This is a genomic window from Stutzerimonas kunmingensis (assembly GCF_002929225.1).
Taxonomy (GTDB): Bacteria; Pseudomonadota; Gammaproteobacteria; order Pseudomonadales; family Pseudomonadaceae; genus Stutzerimonas.
On sequence record NZ_PISM01000004.1, the window covers coordinates 477135 to 497807 of the forward strand.

The 20673-nt window shown below is 64.8% G+C and carries 12 protein-coding genes and 1 pseudogene; 2 read left to right on the plus strand and 11 right to left on the minus strand.

Annotation, left to right across the window (positions count from 1 at the left end; translation table 11 throughout):
- Positions 1–34: 34 nt before the first annotated feature.
- The 3 genes and pseudogenes from CW305_RS03355 to CW305_RS03365 all read right to left on the minus strand — a co-directional run bounded on the left by CW305_RS03355 (position 35) and on the right by CW305_RS03365 (position 6230).
- Positions 35–2163, minus strand: a pseudogene (locus CW305_RS03355) (TonB-dependent siderophore receptor).
- 227 nt (positions 2164–2390) lie between these two features.
- Positions 2391–3941: a sensor domain-containing diguanylate cyclase gene (locus CW305_RS03360; RefSeq protein ID WP_104097414.1), complete on the minus strand. Its 1551-nt coding sequence runs from the start codon at positions 3939–3941 to the stop codon at positions 2391–2393.
- A 408-nt stretch (positions 3942–4349) separates the two neighbouring features.
- Positions 4350–6230 (minus strand): NAD(P)/FAD-dependent oxidoreductase, encoded by a 1881-nt coding sequence (locus CW305_RS03365; RefSeq protein ID WP_245890964.1) that lies wholly within the window; start codon positions 6228–6230, stop codon positions 4350–4352.
- Between the two features lie 257 nt (positions 6231–6487).
- Here CW305_RS03365 and CW305_RS03370 point away from each other — a divergent pair, with 257 nt between their 5' ends.
- Positions 6488–8374, plus strand: coding sequence for a sigma-54-dependent Fis family transcriptional regulator (locus CW305_RS03370; RefSeq protein ID WP_042927411.1), 1887 nt, complete (start codon positions 6488–6490; stop codon positions 8372–8374).
- A gap of 32 nt (positions 8375–8406) precedes the next feature.
- On the opposite strand, the gene CW305_RS03375 is transcribed toward CW305_RS03370, so the two are convergent.
- The 8 genes from CW305_RS03375 to CW305_RS03410 all read right to left on the minus strand — a co-directional run bounded on the left by CW305_RS03375 (position 8407) and on the right by CW305_RS03410 (position 19062).
- A complete protein-coding gene (locus CW305_RS03375; RefSeq protein ID WP_101274235.1) occupies positions 8407–9390 on the minus strand; it encodes a lipid A deacylase LpxR family protein in 984 nt (327 codons plus the stop codon).
- Between the two features lie 77 nt (positions 9391–9467).
- Entirely contained in the window at positions 9468–10532 is a 1065-nt protein-coding gene (locus tag CW305_RS03380; protein ID WP_042927408.1) for a hypothetical protein, read from the minus strand.
- A 3-nt stretch (positions 10533–10535) separates the two neighbouring features.
- Positions 10536–10784 carry an acyl carrier protein gene (locus CW305_RS03385; RefSeq protein ID WP_008567163.1) on the minus strand — a complete coding sequence of 83 codons (249 nt, stop codon included), beginning with the start codon at positions 10782–10784 and terminating at the stop codon, positions 10536–10538.
- Complete coding sequence (locus CW305_RS03390) at positions 10781–12682, minus strand: HAD-IIIC family phosphatase (protein ID WP_104097101.1); 1902 nt, start codon at positions 12680–12682, stop codon at positions 10781–10783. Before CW305_RS03390 ends, CW305_RS03385 begins: the two co-directional genes overlap by 4 nt.
- 21 nt (positions 12683–12703) lie before the next feature.
- Entirely contained in the window at positions 12704–14242 is a 1539-nt protein-coding gene (locus tag CW305_RS03395; protein WP_041013520.1) for an MBOAT family O-acyltransferase, read from the minus strand.
- Positions 14243–14642: 400 nt separating this feature from the next.
- Complete coding sequence (locus tag CW305_RS03400) at positions 14643–14876, minus strand: hypothetical protein (protein WP_044315359.1); 234 nt, start codon at positions 14874–14876, stop codon at positions 14643–14645.
- A 135-nt stretch (positions 14877–15011) separates the two neighbouring features.
- Positions 15012–15671 carry a response regulator gene (locus CW305_RS03405; protein ID WP_104097102.1) on the minus strand — a complete coding sequence of 220 codons (660 nt, stop codon included), beginning with the start codon at positions 15669–15671 and terminating at the stop codon, positions 15012–15014.
- On the minus strand, positions 15658–19062 hold the full coding sequence (locus CW305_RS03410; RefSeq protein ID WP_104097103.1) for an ATP-binding protein: 3405 nt from the start codon (positions 19060–19062) through the stop codon (positions 15658–15660). The genes CW305_RS03405 and CW305_RS03410 overlap by 14 nt, the downstream gene beginning before the upstream one ends.
- Positions 19063–19478: 416 nt before the next feature.
- Between CW305_RS03410 and urtA the strand changes: the two genes are divergently transcribed.
- Positions 19479–20648 (plus strand): urea ABC transporter substrate-binding protein, encoded by a 1170-nt coding sequence (gene urtA / locus CW305_RS03415; RefSeq protein ID WP_312723655.1) that lies wholly within the window; start codon positions 19479–19481, stop codon positions 20646–20648.
- Positions 20649–20673: the final 25 nt, after the last annotated feature.

Consider the following 20673-nt stretch of genomic DNA (forward strand, 5'->3'; position numbering starts at 1 on the left):
AGGGGCGCAGCCATACAGGCTGCGCCCTTCTTCGTTATAGCGTGATCGCTATGCCGGCCTGGAGGGTGCGGGGGCGCCCGGGTAGGCCCAGATGTTGCCCCAGGCGCGCTCTTCGTACTCTTCGTCGAACAGGTTGTTGAGGTTCAGGTTCAGGCGAACCCGTTCGGTCAGCGGGTAGTAGGCGAGCAGGTCGACGGTGGTGTAGGCGTCCATGTCGAACGCGGTGCTGGTGGCGCCGCCCTTGCGGTCGCCGACGTACTTGACGCCCATGCCAACGCCGAGCCCGGCCAGCGGACCTTCGGCGATTTCGTAGGTATCCAGCAAATTGAAGCTGTGGCGCGGCACGTTGGCCAGGCGCGTGCCGGTCGGCATCGATGCGCTCGAGCTTTCGGTGACTTCGGCATCGACGTAGGCGTAGCCGCCGATCACGCGCCATTGCGGGGTGATGTTGCCGGCCACGCTGATGTCGAAGCCGCGGCTGCGCGCTTCGCCGGCAGCAACCTGGTAATTGCTGTCGAGCGGATCGCTGGTCAGCACGTTTTCCTTGGTGATGTGGAACAGCGCCGCGGTGACGCTGAGGTCGTGCTCCGGCAGCTCGTACTTGATACCGACTTCGTGGGCGATGCCTTTTTCCGGGTCGAACGCCTGGCTGCTGCGGTCGGCGCCGCGGTTGGGCTTGAACGAGCGTGAGGTGTTGGCGTAGACGGCCAACTCCTCAGTGAGGTCGTAGATCAGCCCGAAACGCGGGGAGACGGCGTTATGCGCCTGGTCCCAGCTGCCGGCGGGGGTGAGCTTGTTTTCATAGCGCTGCTCGAAGCGTTCCAGGCGCGCGCCGACCTGCGCTGTCAGGCGCTCGGTGAGGGCGATCTGGTCCTGCAGGAAGAACGCGTAGGACTTCAGGTTCTCGTCATCGTAGGTCGTGGTGCGGGTCAGCACCGGCAGCGGCTGGCCGTAGACCGGATCATAGAGGTCGATCGGGAAGTCGCTGGTCGCACCACCCGAGCGATCGATCTGGGAGTCGTAGTTGAAGTCGTCGAATTCCACACCGAGCAGCAGCGTGTGGGCCAGGCCCGCTGCATCGAAGTGACCCTCCAGATTGGCCTGCACAGCCAGGTCGTTCCAGTTCAGCCAGCGCTCGCTGTAGTTGCGTCCTACCGTGCGGCCATCGGCGGCTAGGCCATTGTTCTCCACCGCGCCGCCGTCCAGGCTGCCGTCGAGGTACTGGATGCCGCCGCGCAGCATCCACTGGCTGTCCAGCTGGTGCTCCAGGCGCAGTTGCGTGGTGGCGTTCTGGTTGGTCAGCTTGCCGGCACTTTCCTCCCCGAGGAAACGATCGCGCGAGAGGTCGCCGGCCTGGTTGGGGTAGCGGGTAAGACCACGGTCCATGGGGTGGCGGTTGTGCAGATAGTCGCCTTCGAGGATCAGCGCGGTGTCGTCGCTGAGCTGCCAGCGCAGCACTGGCGCGATGTTGTAGCGCTCACTTTCGACGTGATCACGGAAGCTGTCGCTGCCTTCGGCGACCAGGTTGAGGCGATAGGTAAACGCGGCGCTCTCGTCCAGCGCCCCGGTGGTGTCCAGAGTGCCGCGACGCAGACCATCGGTGTTCACCTGACTGCCGAGTACCGTGCGCCGCTCCGCCTGCGGCTGCTTGCTGACGATGTTGAAGGTGCCGCCCGGATCGCCGCGACCGTACAGCATCGAGGCCGGGCCGCGTAGCACTTCGATGCGCTCCAGCGTGCTGGCGTCGGGCATGTTGGGGTAGCCGCGGTTCACCGCGAAGCCGTTGCGGTAGAACTCCTGGGTGCTGAAGCCGCGCACCAGGAATTCGGTCAGGCCCTGGCCGCCGAAGTTGTTGCCACGTTCCACCCCACCGGCGTAATCGAGCGCATCTTCCAGGCGCGTTGCGCCGATGTCTTCGACGACCTGCGCCGGGACCACGCTGATCGACTGCGGGGTTTCGTGGATCGCGGTGTCGGTTCGGGTGGCGCTGGCCGAGCGGGTTGCCCGGTAGCCCTGCACAGGCCCGTCGGCGCGCTCGGCCGATGCAGTGACCTGCATCTCCTCCAATGCCAGCGGTTCAGCAGGCGGTTCGTCGTTGGCTGAAACCACGGCAGGGCAGGTGAGGGCTGGAATCGCGAGCATCGGGAGGAGAAGGCGCCGCATCGAATGATCCTTGAGGGAAGGGAGCGAGGGCGGGCATCCTAATAGCAACGAAAACTATTATCAAATAGAAGGTAATCTCAACTGCTGTGCGCTATCGCTGGTTGCGACAGGGCGCAGTGGGCGCAGGTGAGATCGAGTGAGCGGCGGCAGGCACTCAGTGCTTCGCGCTGCGCGGATGAGCTGGGCTGCCAAGCGGCACGGCATCACCTCCGGCGACTGCTCGGCGCTCAGGCGGAGGCCAGGACGACGCGGTCACGGCCGGCTCTCTTCGCCTGGTACAGCGCCTCGTCCGCGGCCTTGAAAGTCGCGTCGGAGGACGCATAGCGGTCACTGCAGGCGATGCCGATGGAGGCTGTTACCGGTGCGCCGGTCGGGCTTGCGGTTTGCCGCAGGCGGGCAAGCAGGCGCTCGGCGGCGATACCCGCACCGCTGGCGTCCGTCTCGGGCAGCAGCATGAGGAATTCTTCGCCACCCATGCGGCACAGCACGTCAGTGGGGCGCGAGCATTCCTTCATGATTTCGGCGAGAAAGCGCAGCACCGCGTCGCCCACGTCATGGCCGTGCTGGTCGTTGACCTGTTTGAAGTGATCGATATCCAGCGTCACTGCCGCGTAGCGCTGGTCGAGCAGGTCGAACTGTTTGAGGGCCAGCTCGAGGCCGCGGCGGTTACGCAGGCCGGTCAGCGGGTCGGTCATGGACGCCGCTTCCAGTGCGCCCATCTTCTGCTGCAGCAGGGAGACGCCTGCGAGCATCGCGACCTTCAATCGCGAGACCTCGAAATACCAGGAGTTGACCATCGAAATACGACTGGCTGCCTCCGGTGCGCCCCAGTGTTCGGCGGTATCGGCCAGGGCGCGAATGGGCCGGGAGATGAGTATGGACAGCCACCAGAACACCGCGAGCGAGATAAGCGTGAACGGTACCGCGTTGAGCAGCGTGGTCCGCGCCAGTTGTTTGAGCTTCGCGGTGATGGCTGCGGTCGGACGCTGGGCGATGATGCCCCAGCCGGTGCTCTGCATGGGCGCGAAGCCGGCGAGCATGTCCACGCCGAGCGTATTGATGACGCGCTGGCTGCCCTCCTGGCCCGACAGCACCTGCCGGACCACGGCATTGCTCGATACGTTCTGGCCGACCCGCTTACCGTCTTCGTGGAAGATCAGCCGGCCCTGTGTGTCGACCACGTACAGGTAGGAGCCGTCGCGGTAGTAATGCACGCCCAGCAGGCCGTGCAGTGCGTTGCGCTCGCGCAGGAACAGCGACGCACTGATGAAGCCGAGGTAGCGGCCATCGGGGGCGAAGATGGGGTGGGTGACCGCGATCAGGTAAGTGCCGTCCGTGGCGATGTAGGGATCGCTGGTCTGCGGTATGCGCTCTTTCAGCGCGCGGGTTGCCCCTATGCTGTTCACCTTTAGGCCAACCAGGTCAGTACTTTCAGGCGAGGCGGAAACGATCTCCCCGGCGGCGCTGACGATCACGGCCCGGCTGAACTGCTCGCTCTTGAGCTTGAGCCGTTCGGTCTCGTTGTCCCGCGCGCTTGGGTCGGCGAAGCGTGTCGACAGCACCTCTGCCGCGTAGGCGAGCTCGCGACGACTATTGAGAAAGAACTGATCGGTGGTGTCGGCGAGCTTGCGCGCATAGGCCCGGTTTGCCTCCAGAGTCTGCTCGAACAACTGATCGCGCTGTGAGCTGTAGCCGGCGAAGAAGCTGTTACCGAAGGTCAGCAGGCCGGCGACGAGTGCCAGCAGCAGCGTGAGTTTCTGTAGATCCAGCCGGGACATGAAGCGCGATTCTCCGAATGCGTGCTTGGCGTGCGCCAATGGAGGTTGCTGTCGGGCTTCAGGCAAGCGGAAGCCAAAGGGCTGGGAATGATACAGGCAGCGCGCGGCTGACGAGTGGCTTCTCATACATATAGAGCTGGCGGCCTGCTCTGGGTCAATCGCCTGCTGCTGGTACAACTATCGCAGTGTGGCAAATGAGAGGTGCGGGTGTTCTTCCTGATCTGGGCGGCAGCTCGGGCCCCATGTGCTGTGGCGGCCAGCGCAGCTTGGCGGAGCCGATAACTGGCGCTGCCTTGCCTGGCTCTGCCTGTGCTGAACATGATGGTTGTTGCTCTGGGCGGTGGTGAGCTGACTACGAAACAGGCCCGCTGATGCGGGCCTGTTTCATTCGAGCTGGCCGATGTGGCTTCAGCCCTGGTGATAGCTCGGCGCAAGCTTGTAGACCGAGGTATCCAGCCCCTCGAAACGCGCTTTCAGTTGCAGTGCCAGGTAAAGCGAGTAGTGCCGTGACTGGTGCAGGTTACCGCCGTGGAACCAGAGGTTTTGCTGCTGGGTGGGCTTCCACATGTTGCGCAGCTCGCCTTCGTACGGGCCCGGGTCCTTGGTGGTGCCGGAACCGAGGCCCCAGCAGCGGCCGACCTTGTCCGCGACGTCCTGGGAGATCAGCCGCGCCGCCCAACCGTTCATGGAGCCGTAGCCGGTGGCGTAGACGATCAGGTCGGCCGGCAGGCGGCTGCCATCGTTGAGTACCACGGCATCCGGCTCGATGTGATCGACGCCGAGGCCGGGGCCGCTTTTCAGCTTGATGGTGCCGTCGGCGATCAGCTCGCAGGCGCCGACGTCGATGTAGTACCCCGACCCGCGGCGCACGTACTTGAGGAACAGACCGGATTCGTCATCGCCGAAGTCGAGCATGAAGCCCGCCGCGGCCAGGCGATCGTAGAAGGCCTTGTCGCGCTCCTTGACCTGCTCGAAGGCCTGGCGATGGAACTGCGGCAGCACCTTGTAGGGGATCGAGGCGAACAGCATGTCGGCCTTGTCCGTGGTCAGCCCGGCCTCGACGGCATCCTCGGAATAGAGCGGGCCGAACACCACTTCCATCAGGGTGTCGGAACGCACGATATGGGTGCTGGAGCGCTGCACCATGGTGACGTCCGCGCCGTTTTCCACCAGGTCTGCACAGATGTCATGAGCCGAATTGTTGGCACCGATGACCACCGCGCGCTTGCCGCGCCAGGCGTCGCCGCCGGGATGCTGGCTGGAATGGTGCTGCTGGCCGGCAAAGGTTTCCGCACCCGGATAGACCGGCACGTTGGGCACACCGGACATGCCGGTGGCGAGGATCAGCTGCGCGGGCTTGAGCGTCATCGGCTTGCCGTCGCGCAGGACCTCGACCGTCCAGCGGCCCTCGGCTTCGTCGAAGCTGGCCTTCACGCATTCGGTTTTCGCCCAGTAATTCAGCTCCATGACCTTGGCGTACATCTCCAGCCAGTCGCCGATCTGGTCTTTGGGTGTGAAGATTGGCCAATGGTCGGGGAAGGGCAGGTAGGGCATGTGGTCGTACCAGACCGGGTCGTGCAGGCACAGCGACTTGTAGCGGCCGCGCCACTGGTCGCCGGGGCGCTCGGCCTTGTCGACGATCAGCGTCGGCACGCCGAGGCGCTTGAGCCGTGCGCCGAGGCCGAGGCCGCCCTGGCCGCCGCCGATGACCAGGCAATAGGGCTGTTCCGTGATGCCCAGCGCGGCTTCCTCGTCGCGGCGCTTTTCCAGCCAGTTGCGCTTGTCGGCCAGGCCGTGGCCGTGTTCGGCGCCCAGTGGCCGGCGGCGTCCGAGCGGTTCCTCGTGCCCCTTCAGCTCGCGCATGGTGGTCAGCAGCGTCCAGCACAGGCCGTCCTTCAGACGCACATAACCCTTGCCGCGGGCGACGTCGGTTTCCAGGCTGATCCAGCCTTCGAGCACGCCGTCGGTCAGGCTTGCTTCGCCTTCGAGCTTCCAGTTGTCCGGCCGGGTGGCTTCCAGGCGGCTTTCCAGCATGTCGCGAATGTCGGCCTTGCCTTCGAGGGTGATCAGGTTCCAGCTGAACAGCACCAGGTCACGCCAGTGGCAGTCGTCGGCGAATAGCTCAAGCGTGCCATCGACGTCGCGTTGCGCCAGGCGCTGGCCGAGGCGTTCGACCCAGGCGGCCAGTTGTTCGGTGGGTGAGCGGGTGTCGGTGGTCTGGCGGTCACCGCCGAGGTCGCTGCCGTTATCGGTTTTCAGATCGAAGGGAACGTCGTTGCTGGGACGCATGGTGGTTCTCCTGGTCATTGTTGTTATTCACGGGGATACCGTGCTTGCAGCAGAGCAAGCGGCGGGCCAGCAAGCGGCGCGCCGCGTCGTATCTAGCCTGGAGTCGTATCTGGACTGGCCGGTCGAGGCGGCGCCGTGTCATCACTGGCACGGCCGGGGTGACACTCTGTACCAGCAATGGCACAGCATGCGGCGGCCCGGCGTTTGGCCTATGCTGGGCGCGAAGCCGCCTCGAAACATCGCGGAGAACAACAAGAATGACCTCTCGCCTGAGTCAGCATGCGCATCAGGTCCTCAGCTTCGGTGAAGGCACCGCAGCCAGCCAGGGCCCGGCTGCCGATCCCGCCATCGCGCGTTCCTGGCGCCGCTGCCTGGAACAGCATCAGCTCGACCCCACCAGCCCGCGCGCGCCCTGCGTGATCGAGCGGCCGCGGCTCAATGAACATCGCGAGCGGCTGGACCGGGTTATCGCCGTTGCCCACTGGCAGATGAACAGCCTGCACCAGCAGCTGGGCAGCAGCGGCCACGCAGTGTTGCTGACCGACGCCAGCGGCGTGGTGATCGACAGCGTGGCGGATCAGGCCGAACGGGCGGAATTTCAGCGCGCCGGGCTCTGGCTCGGTGCCGTATGGAACGAGGCGACCGAGGGCACCAATGGCGTCGGTCTGTGCCTGCTGGAGCGCCAGGCGCTGACCATTCGGCGTGACGAGCACTTCCGTGGTCGGCACGCAGCACTGACCTGTTCGGCGAGCCCGGTGTTCGATGCCGAAGGCGGTTTGCTTGCCGTACTCAATGTGTCGTCGGCGCGCGAAGACCTGTCGCGCCAGCGGCGTTTTCACACCATGGCGCTGACCAACCTGTCGGCCAAGCTCATCGAAAGCTGTTTCTTCCTGCAGCACTGCGAGGGCAACTACCTGCTGCGCTTCCATGCCCAGCCCGAATACATCGGCCTGCTCAGCGAAGGCCTGCTGGCGTTCGACGGCGAGGGACGGATCACCGCGATCAACGAAACCGCGCTCAACCTGCTCGCCAGTAGCCGCGAGGCGCTATTAGGCCGGCCCTTGGAAACTGTGCTCGATGTGCGTCTGGATCAGTTGCTGGAGCGTGCGCGACCGCAGCCGGGGGCTTGCTGGCCCTTGCATACCCATGACGGTCAGCGGCTGTTCTGCCAGCTGCGCGGGCCGCAGCTGCGCGTGGTTGCTGCGCCGCGCCAGGAGCCGGCTGATGTGCCGAGCCTGTGTCTGCTCGATCCGGCAATGTGCACCGGTTTCAGCCGTGCGCTGAAGGTGCTCGAGCGGGACGTGCCGGTGTTGCTGCAAGGTGAGACCGGCACCGGCAAGGAAGCATTCGCCAGCGCACTGCATCGCGCCAGCAGCCGCGCCGGTCGGCCGTTCGTGGCACTCAATTGCGCGGCGATTCCCGAGACGCTGATCGAAAGCGAACTGTTCGGCTATCGCGGCGGCAGTTTCACCGGCGCGCGGCGCGAGGGCATGGTCGGCAAGCTGGAGCAGGCCAACGGCGGGATTCTCTTTCTCGACGAGATTGGTGACATGCCGCTGGCGCTGCAGACGCGCTTGTTGCGGGTGCTGGAGGAACGCAAGGTCACCGCGCTGGGGGCTGCAGCGCCGACCGAACTGAATATCCGCCTGATCAGCGCCAGTCATCACGACCTGCGCGCGCTAGTGGCCGGCGGCGCGTTCCGTGAAGACCTGTATTACCGCCTTGGCGGGCTGATGATTGCGTTGCCACCGTTGCGCGAGCGCAGCGGCAAGGCTGCGCTGCTCGATCACCTGCTGGCGGAAGAAGCGCAAGGCGAATCGATCTGTCTCGAGCCGGCCGCGCGGCAAGCCTTGCTGCGCTACAGCTGGCCGGGCAACGTGCGGCAGCTGCGCAATCTGCTGCGCACGTTGGTCGCACTGAGCGAGCAGGGGCGCATTGGGCTGGACGACGTGCTTGCCGTGCTGCCGGCCGAAATGGGCGAGGTCGAGCCACCTCGTGACCCGTTGCAGTCGGCCGAGCGCGAGGCCCTGCTCACGGTGCTACGCGAACGGCACTGGCAGGTCAGTCGGGTGGCGGAACAGCTGGGGATCAGTCGCAATACGCTCTATCGCAAGCTGCGCAAACACGGCATCTCGCGTAACTGAACCGGCGGGCGCCGATGCCCGCCGTCAGTGGGTCAGAGCGCGGTGGAGAGGGTGATCGAGCCGAACTGGTCGTGTTCCTGCTGGCCCTGGAATTCGCGGGTGCGCCAGACGCTGGCGAACGCCAGCTGCCAGCGGCTCCAGGTCAGCGCCACACCGAGCTTGGCGTCGCCCACCCACTCGCGGCGGTCCACCGAATGGCTGTCCTCGAAGGTGTTGCCGTCCAGCAGCATGTTGTGCGCCATATAGCGGCCTTCGAGATTGGCGAAGCCGTACCAGGCGAAGTCGCCGCCGGGGCGGAAGAACTGGCTGCCGCTTTGCGCCGGCGTCACCGCGGGGATGCTGAAGCTGCGCTGTAGGTTCTGACCCAGGCGCAGACCTAGCCCGGCCGAGCCGTAGCTGTATAGGTTGCCGAGGGCGAAACCGAGACTCGGGCCGTATTCCAGCTCCAGCCCGGCGAAGCGCTCCTGCAGCCACCAGCGATGCTGATAGCCCAGATTGACGAAGGGTTCGTTCTCCAGCTGGTTATCCCAGCCGTTGGGCTCGTCGCTGTCGGTTGCCTTGTGCACGGCACGCTGCAAACGCTTGCCGCCCGCGGCCGGGCCAACGATGCCGACATCCAGGTGCAACCCTTGCGCGGCGCGCCAGCCGTCGTACTGGGTGTCGGAAAACATCGACATGCCGGCGAACAGCAGACCGGCGTAGGGGCGGTCGTCTTCGATCAGTGCTCGAGTTTCGATTTCCTCCGGCGTGTAGATCTGATGGCCGAAGCGATAGGCGACGTTGTCGATTGCCGCTCCCGACCAGCCGGGCAGCAGATCGGCGAAGCGCCGCGTCCAGCTCTGGTCGTCCGGTTCGAAACCCCAGATGACTTCCAGGCCGTTGGTGTAGTGACCATCGCTGCCCGAGGCGATGATGTCGTTCTCCGCCTTGATGGCGAGGATGTCCGCATGGCTGACGGCGGGGGCGGTGATGGATGCGGCGAGCAGGCACAAGCACGGCAAAGAACGAGAATGCATGATTCAACTCCTGGCTTACGTTCTTGTTTGTATGTTCTTTCTCGGACCATCACCGCTTCCAGCGGTTCGCTTGTCGATCAGGGCGCGTCGTACCCGCCGTTTCTGGCCAGTCCCGCCTTGCTGACCATCTCCTGCCTGGCTTCCTGTAGCTGCTCGGCCAGCGCCACGGAAAAGCCCTGCACGGCCGACCAGCGCAGGTGGATCGCATCGACGAAGGCGGCCGGTGGGGCAACCCATTCGCGATCGGCGTTCCAGTACTGCGCTCCGGCATTCCCGGCGATGGCGGCGTTCAGCTTGGCGTCGAAGCGGCCGAGAAAGCTGCCATCGGCATCGACCTTGGCTTTCCACTGCGGGTGCAGGGGCGTGGAAACCACCAGCAGCTGGCGTTGCTCGTTCTTCAGGCGTTTCGACAGTTCGCCCAGGGCGACAAAGCAGCTGTCATCCAGCGCGTCCGGTTTGTCGTAGAACAGGCCGCGATCACCCTGCGGCTCGAGCGGCCCGTCGCCGTGGCGGGTGAACACCAACGGGTCCCATTCGATCTCGTTGGCCCGCTGCGCCTTGACCGTCTGCGCATTGCGCAACAGCGAACGCGGCGAGAAGTAACGCATGTAGTAACCCCAGCGTGAGGCCTGCTGATAAACGTAGTGATCGGCATCCTCGCGGTCGAACACCGCATCCGGCACTTTCCAGCAGCCGGCGAAGTCCAGCGGATCGACGATCATCACCACTTGGCGGACGCTCGGTTCACGATCCAGCAGCCAGTTGGCGACATAGGTCGACTGGTTGGCGTGCAGGCCGCAGAACGCACCGTTGAGCGGACGCAAGCCGGGCGTCTGCTCGATCAGCACGTCACCATCGACATGGCGCCAGGCGACCGAGGAACCGACGATCAGCAGGTTCGGATCGGCGATGGGGTTGTGCCGCAGAAAGTGCAGCTTTTCGTCCACACACAGGCTGTTGGAGAAGGCCGGTGGCGGCAGGTTGTCGGTGTGATTGAGCCAGGCGAGCAGGGCGGCAAAGCCGCCGAGCATCCCGAACAGCCCGGCGAACATGCCCAGCAGGTAGCCGGCACGTATCCGCCGCTGGTCTGCTTCGGCCCGGGCGGCAACGCCGTCCGGGCATGTATCGACGGATCTGGCCATGACTCAACGCCCTCCGAGTTTGGTCTGGATCAGTTGCGCGAAGTGGCCAACGTTCTTCAGCGATTCCAGTTCGGCGGTGCGGAACTTGATGCCGAAGCGTTGCTCGGCGGCCACGATCAGCAACACATGGGTCTGGCTGTCCCAGCCATCGATGTCGTCGGCGGTGGTTTCGGAGGTGAGGACGATATCGTCATCGTCGAACACGTCGTGGAAGACCTGGGTCAGCGCCTGGAGAATTTCCTTTTCGTTCATGCTTGCACCTGGATGTGATGGTTGATGGAAGCGCGCGAGGCCAGCTCGTAGCGCCAGAAACTTGCATCGGTAGCGGCGTTGGCAGGGGCGGGGCGCTGCTCGAAGCCCAGCCGCGGATAGTGCTCGGCGACCATGCCGTTGCGTTCGGTGGGGAGGTATTCGCCAACCAGTGCACCCCAGCCGGCAGCTGCTGCCGCATCGGCCAGCACCTCCAGTACGGCCATCTCGACTTCACGCCCCAGTACGCGGCAGCTCATCAGCCAGCTGTCGATCAGCAGTTCGTCAGCCTCGATGGCGGCATCCGGTCGTGCCAGCACCACGCTGATCAGGCCGTTATCGCCGAACTTGTCCTCCAGCCGCAGGGCCAACGCGATGGTTTGTGGATCGCTGGCCATGCGCTCGACTTCGGCTTCGGTATAGCGGCGGGTGGTGAGATTGAACTGGTTGGTCTTGTTGATCAGCTGGGTGGAGCGGGCCAGTTCGGTGGCGCCGATGCGGCTGACGCGCAGCACCATCTGCAGCCCGCGCAGGTAGCCTTCCATGTCCGTGGCCTGGTTCAGCGCGGCCTTGCGTTCGGCATTCAGCGCATAGCTGCGACCACGCTCGGCGTCATCAGAGGTAAAGGACACGGCCTCGAAGTAACCCGCCGCGGCGATGCGCGCGGGGTAATCGGCGACATCGTCGGGCAGTTCCGGTACGGCGACTTCCGGCAGCTCGCGGCGCACGATGTCGCGCTCGGCGGGGTTGTCGTCGACGAACACCAGGCTGTCCAGACCGATATCGAGCATGCTCGCGATGCGCCGCAGGTTGCCGGCCTTGTCTTCCCAGTTGGCGACGAAAGCTGCGATATCGCTGCGCTTGAGCGCCATTTCCGGATGTGCGAATGCCGCCTCGGCAACGTGCAGGTCGTTCTTGCTGCACACCGCAAGAATCACCCCGCGGCGCGCCAGTTGCGCGGCATAACGCTGGAAGGCGAGAAACGCCTCGCCGCTGGGGCTGCCCTGGCCGAGCTGGATACCGTCGATGCCGTCATCACCGATCACACCGCCCCATAAGGTGTTGTCCAGATCGAGTACCAGGCATTTGCGCGAAAGCCCGGCAGTGGCCGCCGCGATCCGCGCCAGATGTTCGCCATAAAGCGGTGCCAGCGTCGGGCTGACCAGCTGCTTGGCCTGATGCCAGCGCACCGGCTCGGCCAGGCCGTCGCCATACGCAGCTGCGTGCCAGGCCAGATCGAGCAGCAGCACGCCATCCTCGCGGGCGGCGGCGCGGATGGCCGCGTCCAAGCGTTCGATGACTGCCCGTGGCGATGCCGGCACCAGTGCTTCGTAAGAGCCGAACAAGGGCGGTGCGACCGGCACCAGGGTTTGCTGCACCACCTGCGCGGCATAGCGTTCGCGGGCCCGGCGCCAGAGCAGGCGCAGCTCATCGACGCGTTCCGCCACGGCGGCATCCACCTCCGCCTGGCCTGCCTGCAAGGGCAGTTGCAGCGGCGCGTCATGGGCGTCCAGCGCCAGCAGCACCAGCTGCGGGGCAAAGGCGTTCAGCTCCGGGTCATCAGCCAGCAGCGCCTGGCGGTACATGCCGTAGGGCGCAACGTGCAGCGACAGCGCCAGCCGCCGTTGCAGCCCGGCCACGCGGATAGCCGGCAGCAGGTGATCGACCGTATGCGAGGACAGCAATGCCACCCGCAGCGGCGTCAGTCGTGCTGCCGCTGCATGCTGCTCGATGCCCGTGGCGGCCAGCTTGTCCAGTCGGGCGGTCAGGGTGAAATCCCGTTGAAAGGTGGCCAGCCGCGCGGCTTGGTGCAGGCGCTGCAACGGATCATCGATACGTTTGGCTTGGCTGATCGCGGCGGAGAGATCCGGGTGCGCCGGCAGCCAGTGAAGTTGTTGCATGCCTGGGACTCCTTGTCGTGGTCAGAATTGGAAGTAGAGGAATTCGGTCGGCGCCATGGAAAAGGCGATCGCCAGGGCGAAGAAACCGAGCACGCCTACCGCCATGCCGTGGATCGCCGTCGGCCGCCAGGCGCTGACCGGCAGCAGCCGTTCGGTCCAGTGCGGCTGAGCCTGGAAGTTGAGTGCGGTTCGGAAGTGGCCCATCCACTGCTGCACGTTCGGCATGCCCCAGACAAACACCAGCAGCGCGGCGATATAGACGAAGTCGGAGCGATCCATCGCCGTACTGGTCGGGCTCAGGCCGAGCATGCCGGCGAAGATCGCCATGGCGGTCGGCACGTCGCTGGCGCGAAAGAACACCATCGCCACCACAACGCAGCCGAAAGTCAGCGCGACGGCCGCCGCCTTGTGCCACCAGATGTCGCTGTCCAGCTTCCAGCCCTGACGTGCCTTCCAGGCACGCCAGCCGTGGGCGACCACCAGATAGAAGCCGTGCAGCAGGCCGAAGGCAACGAAGTGCCAGCCGGCGCCATGCCAGATGCCGGAAATGAACATGGTGAACACGGTGGGGTAGGCGACCAGCGCAAAGAAGGTGCCGGCGGTCATCTTGCCACGTCGTGGCTGCGGCTTGCCGGCCGCCATGCGCGCGCGGGTCACGCGCAGCACGATGGGGTTGTAGATGTAGGCGGTGAGAAAACGCGTCAGCGTCATGTGCCAGCGCGACCAGTAGTCGATGACGTTGCGCGCCTTGAACGGGCTGTTGAAGTTGGCCGGCAGGCTGATGCCGAACAGCAGCGCGAGGCCGATGGCCATGTCGCTGTAGCCGGAAAAGTCGAAGTAGATCTGCAGCGTGTAGGTCAGCGCTCCGGTCCAGGCATCGTAGAACGCCGGGATGGTGCCGTCGGCAGCCAGGCTGAAGACCGGCGTGGCCTTTAGCGCGAGGGTGTCGGCGATCACCACCTTCTTGAACAGGCCGAGCAGAAACACCGTGGCGCCCAGCGACAGGTTGTCGATGCGCGCGCGGAAGCTGTCGCGGTCGTTGAACTGCGCAAGCATCTCGCCGTGGTGGGTGATCGGCCCGGCGATCAGTTGCGGAAAGAAGCTGATGAACAGGCAGTAGTTGGCGAAATCGTGCTCTTCCACCACGCCATCATGGGCATCGACCAGATAGGCGATCTGCTGGAAGGTGAAGAAGGAGATCGCCAGCGGCAGGATGATGTCTTCCACCCGCCAACCGAGATCCAGCGCCGCATCCAGCGTGCCTAGCAGGAAACCGGTGTACTTGTAGTAGACCAGCAGCAGCACGTTGGCCGCGACCGCCAGCCCGAGCACCAGACGTGAGGGGTGCCGGCGCAGGTAGCCACCGAGCAGATAGTTGACCAGCATGCTGCCGAACAGCAGCGGTACGTAGACCGGGTTCCACCAGCCGTAGAACACCAACGAGACGACGGTCAGCCAGATCACCGCGAGCCGCTGTCGGCCCGATCCAGTCAGCACGAAGAATCCAATCAACACCACCGGTAGAAAGCCGGCGATGAATTCCACTGAATTGAAAAGCATCTTTCCCTATCCCTGCTCAGCGTACGTGCATCGCTGCCCAGGCCGCCGGCAAGGCGGGGCGAGTCATCCATAAAGTCCTAGCGCCACGCCACCGACAATCCATCCTGGTCGGCTTTGCGACATCCTCGGTCCATCAGTGGGTGCTCGCTCGGGTTTCGGCCACCTTGGCCGGCTTCCCCTGAGCTCCTATGGCTCGGACGTGAAGGTGTAAAAAAAAGTTTCAGTGTTTGTTGCACCGCCGAGCGCTTTATTGTCGCAGGTCAAAAAGCCCGCGGCGGGCGTGGCCTGCAGCCCATTTCCGTCGGTCGGGAAAGTTCCCGGCATTTTTCAAGGCCCGGAACATTTGAGCGCGAACGAGTTACTGGCGTGTTCGGGCGACCGTGTAAAGGTGCCGGTCCGCTCAGCGGACGCTGCTCAACCCTGCGCTGCTGCGCGCGCGCTGAACGCTTCTCGAAGCGGCGGCAGGCGGTTCGACCCTGCGCTGCAGGTGCCGCACGGTGCGCTTTAGCCGCTGCACCTTGTCTTCCAGTTGGAAGACCTTGCGGTTGTTGTAGAACATGCCCAGCACGAACCCCACCGAAGTGAAGACCAGGCCATAGATGAGTGCGGCTTCATAGAGATAGCTGGAAAACATCCTGTCGTCCTCTGCGGGTAATGGCCCACGCTCGTCGAGCGAATCAACCCGGAATGGGCTGATGCCAATCTGCCTTTATGTGACAGGACGCACATTGAAAACGTTCCCAGTGCGATGGCTGCGCTTGTCGTGCGGTCAGCGAGCGCCGGCGGACATGGCGATGGCCGCGGCTGCGGTCCGGGTCTCCACACCGAGCTTTACGTAGACGTGCTCCAGATGCTTGTTCACCGTGCGCGGGCTGAGCCCGAGGATGTCGCCGATATCGCGGTTGGTCTTGCCGCAGGACACCCAGTGCAGCACCTCGACCTCGCGCCCGGTCAGCTGGAAGCGCTCGGTCAGGGTGGCCTGGATCTGCTTCTCGTCGGCCGGTGCCTGGGCCTGGCGAGCGCTCTGCAGCGTGCGCGCGGTGCGCAGATGTGCGGCGACGCGGGCCAACACCTGTTCCGGGTGGATTGGCTTGGTCACGTAGTCGATGCCGCCGGCCTCGAAGCCGGCGAGCACATGCTCGCTTTCGGTCAGGGCTGTCATGAACAGCACCGGCACGTCCTCCAGTTCGACCTGCGCCTTGATTCGGCGGCAGGTATCGAAACCGTTGAGCCCGGGCATCATGGCGTCGAGCAGCACGATGTCCGGCTTCAGCCGCTGCATTCGCTCCAGCGCGCTGAGGCCGTCCAGCGCCACCAGCACCATGTAGCCGGCCTGGTCGAGTGCGCCGGAGAGCAGGGCGAGGTTGTCGGGCACGTCATCGACGATCATCACGATGCCCTGGTTCTGCGGATGATCAGCTGGATGCATGGGTGTTCTCCATGGGCGTCTGAATCTCGTTGTTCATGGCCTGGTCCAGGCGCTGGCCCAGTTCGTTCAGCTGGAAGCGCCTGGCCAGCTGGCGCAGTTCCTGGAGTTGCGCGGCGGCGGCCGGCAGGTCGCGCTCGAGCTGGTCGAGCAGTTCGAGTACGCCGCGCACATACCCGAGCGAGGCCTGTTGCTGCAGCGCATGCAGGGCATTTAGCGGCAGGCCTGCGGCGGTCGAAGTGGTGGCCGCCGCATCGCGTCTGAGCCAGTCCAGCCCCAGCTGCTGGCGAATATTGTCCAGCAGCACCGGGGCATGCACCGGCTTGGGCAGGTAGTCACTGCAATCGGCAGCGACGCTCGCGCCGTCGACGAAGGCATTGGCGGAAATGACGATGATCGGCGCCTTCGAACCCACCGAGCGGCGAATCAGCCTGGCGGTCTGCCAGCCGTCGAGCTGCGGCATGGAAAGGTCCATCAGGATCAGGTCGGGGTTGTGCAGCGAGACCTGGCTGAGCGCTTCCTGGCCGTTGCTGGCCATGAGTATCTCGAAGCCCAGTGGTTCGAGCATGCCGGCCAGCACCTTGCGGTGTTCGATGTGGTCGTCGACCACCAGCACGCGGCGGCGCGGGCCGTGGTAGCCGATGATGTCGTGTTCGACATGGACCACCGCCTGCGGCACGCGCACTTCGGAGAGGAACAGGCGCAGCTGAAAAACGCTGCCGCGACCTTGCTCGCTCTTCATCGACAGCTCGCCGCCCATCAACGCGGTGAGCATGCGGGTGATGGTCAGGCCGAGGCCCAGACCGCTGTCCTGACGCAACGGATTACCGCGCTCGAACGGCTGGAACAGACGCTCCACCTGTTCGGGGGCGATGCCGATACCGGTGTCGGCGATCTCGAAGGTCGCGGTTTCGCGCAGGTAGCTCGCGCGCAGGGTGATGCTGCCTGCGTCGGTGTAGCGCACCGCATTGCCGAGCAGGTTGATGAGAATCTGCCGCACGCGCTTCTCGTCGCCGCGCACAACGGCCGGGATGCGGCCCTGGGTTTCGAAGTGGAAGCGCAGGCCCTTTTCCTCGGCCTGTGGCGCGATCATCTGGCGTACCTGCAGGAGAAACTCGGGAAAGGCGATCTCGGATGGCTCCAGATTAAGCTTTCCGGCCTCGATCCTGGCCACGTCGAGCAGCCCGTCGATCAGCGAGAGCAGATGAGCGCCGCTGCGATGGATGGTGCCCAGCGCTTCCTTGTGTCGCGTCGGCAGCTCGCCATCGCGCAACAGGATCTGCGCGTAGCCAAGGATGCTGTTCAGCGGGGTGCGTAGCTCGTGGGAAAGGCCGGTCACATAGCGGCTCTTGGCGGCATTGGCCGCCTCGGACGCCTCCTTGGCCTTCTGCAGCTGTTCGTCGGTCTTGCGGTGGGCTTCGATTTCCTGCATCAGCAGGTGGGTCTGGCGATCCGATTCCTGCTGGGCGACGTGGCGGCTTTCGCGGGTCAGCACCACCCACCAGGCGAGAATCCCGGCGAACAGCGAGAGCACCAGGAATGCCTTGAGAAACGCCTGATAAAGGGTTTCTCCCGCCTCCTGCGGGCTGGCTGCGACGCTCGGCGAAACCTGGCTGTAGATCAGCCAGAGCGCCAGCGAAAGCAGGCCGATGATCAGACCGAGCACACCGAGGTAGTGCGCCAGGCGGGTGTGCAGGCGCGGGATGGACACCTGCGGGAAGGCCCAGCGGAGGAAGTTGTCCCACTGCGCCGAGAGCCGCGCGTGCGGCTTGCACAGGTCGCCACAGCGGGCATCGAGCGAGCAGCACAGCGAGCAGATCGGCGCACCGTAGGCGGGGCAGAAGGCGGTGTCCGGCTCTTCGAAGGCGTTGCTGCACAGCACGCAGGCGACTTTGCCGCGCTCGGTATAGGGGTAGAGCAGCTCTGGCTGACGTTCGCGGGCTATATAGAAGCGCCCGCCGGTAAGCCAGGCGATCAATGGTGCGCAGACCAGTGCGGTGCCCAGCGCGATCATCGGTGAGGCTGCCTGAGCCAACGCACCGAGCACGCCGCTGTGGGCGAGAATCGCCAGCAGCGAGGCGATCAGCATGGCGCCGACACCCACCGGGTTGATGTCGTAGAGGTGTGCGCGCTTGAATTCGATCTGCCGCGGCGACAGGCCCAGCGGCTTGTTGATCACCAGGTCCGCGACCAGCGCGCCGATCCAGGCGATGGCCACGTTGGCGTACAGCCCGAGCACCTGCTCGATGGCTTCGAACACGCCCAGTTCCATCAACATCAGCGCGATCGACACGTTGAATACCAGCCAGACCACCCGCCCCGGATGGCTGTGGGTGACGCGCGCGAAGAAGTTCGACCAGGCCAGGGAGCCGGCATAGGCGTTGGTCACGTTGATCTTCACCTGCGAGACGATGACGAACAGCACCATGGCGCCCAGAGCCCATTCCGGCGAGGCGAACACGTAGCTGAAGGCCACCAGGTACATCTGTGTCGGCTCGGCCGCCTTGTCCACCGGGATTTCGTGCTGCAACGCGAGAAAGGCGAGAAAGGCGCCAGCGAGCATCTTCAGTGCGCCGGGGATGATCCAGCCGGGGCCGGCGGCAAGCATCGCCAGCCACCAGCGAACGCGGTTCTGCCGGGTCTTCTCGGGCAGGAATCGCAGGTAGTCGACCTGCTCGCCGATCTGTGTGATCAGTGCCAGCGCCACCGTGCAGGCGGCGCCGAAGGACAGCAGGTTGAACGAGCCACCGTCGCCTTCGCGGCCGGCGAAACTGGTCAGATCGCTCAGCGCATCGGGGTTCTTGGCGATGACGAAGATGTAGGGCAGCAACAGCAGGATCAGCCAGACCGGTTGCGTCCAGAGCTGCAGGCGGTTGATCAGGGTGATGCCGTAGGTCACCAGCGGCACGATGATGATCGAACAGACCACATAGGCGAGCGCCAGCGGGATGCCGAAATACAGCTCCAGCGCCAGCGCCATGATCGCCGCTTCGAGGGCGAAGAACAGGAAGGTGAAGCTGGCGTAGATCAGCGAGGTGATGGTCGAGCCGATGTAGCCGAAGCCGGCGCCACGGGTCAGCAGGTCCATGTCCACGCCGTAGCGCGCCGCGTAGTAACTGATCGGCAACCCGGTGAGGAAAATCACCAGCGCCACCGCGAGGATCGCCCAGAGCGTATTGGTGAAACCGTAGGAAAGGGCCAGCGTGCCGCCGATGGCTTCCAGGGCCAGGAACGACACCGCACCGAGCGCGGTGTTGGCGATACGAAATTCCGACCACTTGCGAAACGACTTGGGGGTGAAACGCAGGGCGTAGTCTTCCAGCGTCTCGTCGGCGACCCAGCTGTTGTAGTCGCGGCGGATCTTGACGATGCGCTGTGTGCCTGTGATCTGCACGCTGGCGGCCCCGGCTGATTGTCGTTTCCCTGGTTTGAGCAACTTCCGTGCCCCCGTTCGGCACTGCTGATGAACCGCGGCGAAGCACCGATACGCATGCCGGCGCAGCGCTGCCGTGATCGGCAGGGGCGAGGGTTGCCGGCTGCCGGCGTGCTCCATACCGGCGCAAGGATGCACCAGCAGTGCGCCTGCAACGGATACGTCAGATGACGTACCCGCTTACGTCATCCTGCGTATACCCCGGTCAGACCGCCGAGCCCATTCTTGCTCCCGACCCGATGCCGGCCCGCAGCAGCAATGTTGCGGCAAGCCAAGCACGGCCCACCGAGACAGGAGCAATCATCATGGATTCAAAACTGACGGGTTCGTCACGCCGCCTTCCCCGCCGGCTTGCGCAGGGGGCTGCGGCACTCTCGATGCTGGCAATGAGCATCTTCGCCTCGAGCGCCAGCGCCGAGGTCAACACCACCGGCTTGGCGGTCACCGATACGGAAGTGGTGGTCGGGCAGCTGCATTCGGCGACGGGCACCATGGCCATCTCCGAGACCGGCTCGATCCAGGCCGAGCGACTGGCCATCGAGCAGATCAACGCGGCAGGCGGCATCCTTGGCCGGCAGATCAAGGTGGTGCAGGAAGACGGTGCGTCCGACTGGCCGACCTTCGCCGAAAAGGCCAAGAAGCTGCTGGAGCGCGACAAGGTCGCCGCGGTGTTCGGCTGCTGGACCTCGGCCTCGCGCAAGGCGGTGCTGCCGATCTTCGAGCGGGAGAACGGGCTGCTCTACTACCCGACCTTCTATGAAGGCCTGGAGCAGTCGAAGAACGTCGTCTACACCGGCCAGGAGGCCACCCAACAGATCCTCGCCGGCCTCGACTGGGTCGCCAAGGAGAAGGGCGCCAAGACCTTCTACCTGCTCGGCTCCGACTACATCTGGCCGCGCACCTCGATGAAGATCGCCCGCAAGCACATCGAGAACGTGCTCGGCGGCAAGGTGGTGGGCGAGGAGTACTACCCGCTGGGCAACACCCAGTTCGGCTCGCTGACCAACAAGATCAAGCTGAAGAAGCCTGACGTGATCTTCGCCGCCGTGGTCGGTGGTTCCAACGTCGCCTTCTACAAGCAGCTCAAGGCTGCCGGCATCACCGCGGACAAGCAGACCCTGCTGACTCTCTCGGTCACCGAGGACGAACTGCTCGGCATCGGCGGCGAGAACATGGCCGGCTTCTACGCCTCGATGAAGTACTTCCAGAGCCTCGATAACCCCAACAACGTCGAATTCGTCAAGGCGTTCAAGGCCAAGTACGGCAGCGACGCGGTGATCGGTGACGTCACCCAGGCCGCCTATCTCGGCCCCTGGCTGTGGAAGGCCGCGGTCGAGAAGGCCGGCAGCTTCGACGTCGACAAGGTGGTCGCCGCCTCAGCCGGGCTGGAGCTGAACACCGCGCCGGAAGGCTACGTGAAGGTGCACGAGAACCAGCATCTGTGGAGCAAGACGCGCATCGGCCAGGTGCAGGCCGACGGCCAGTTCCAGGTGGTCTTCGAGTCCGACCTGATCGAGCCGAACCCCTTCCCGAAAGGCTACCAGTAACCCTCCCTGCGCCGCGTGCCGGCAG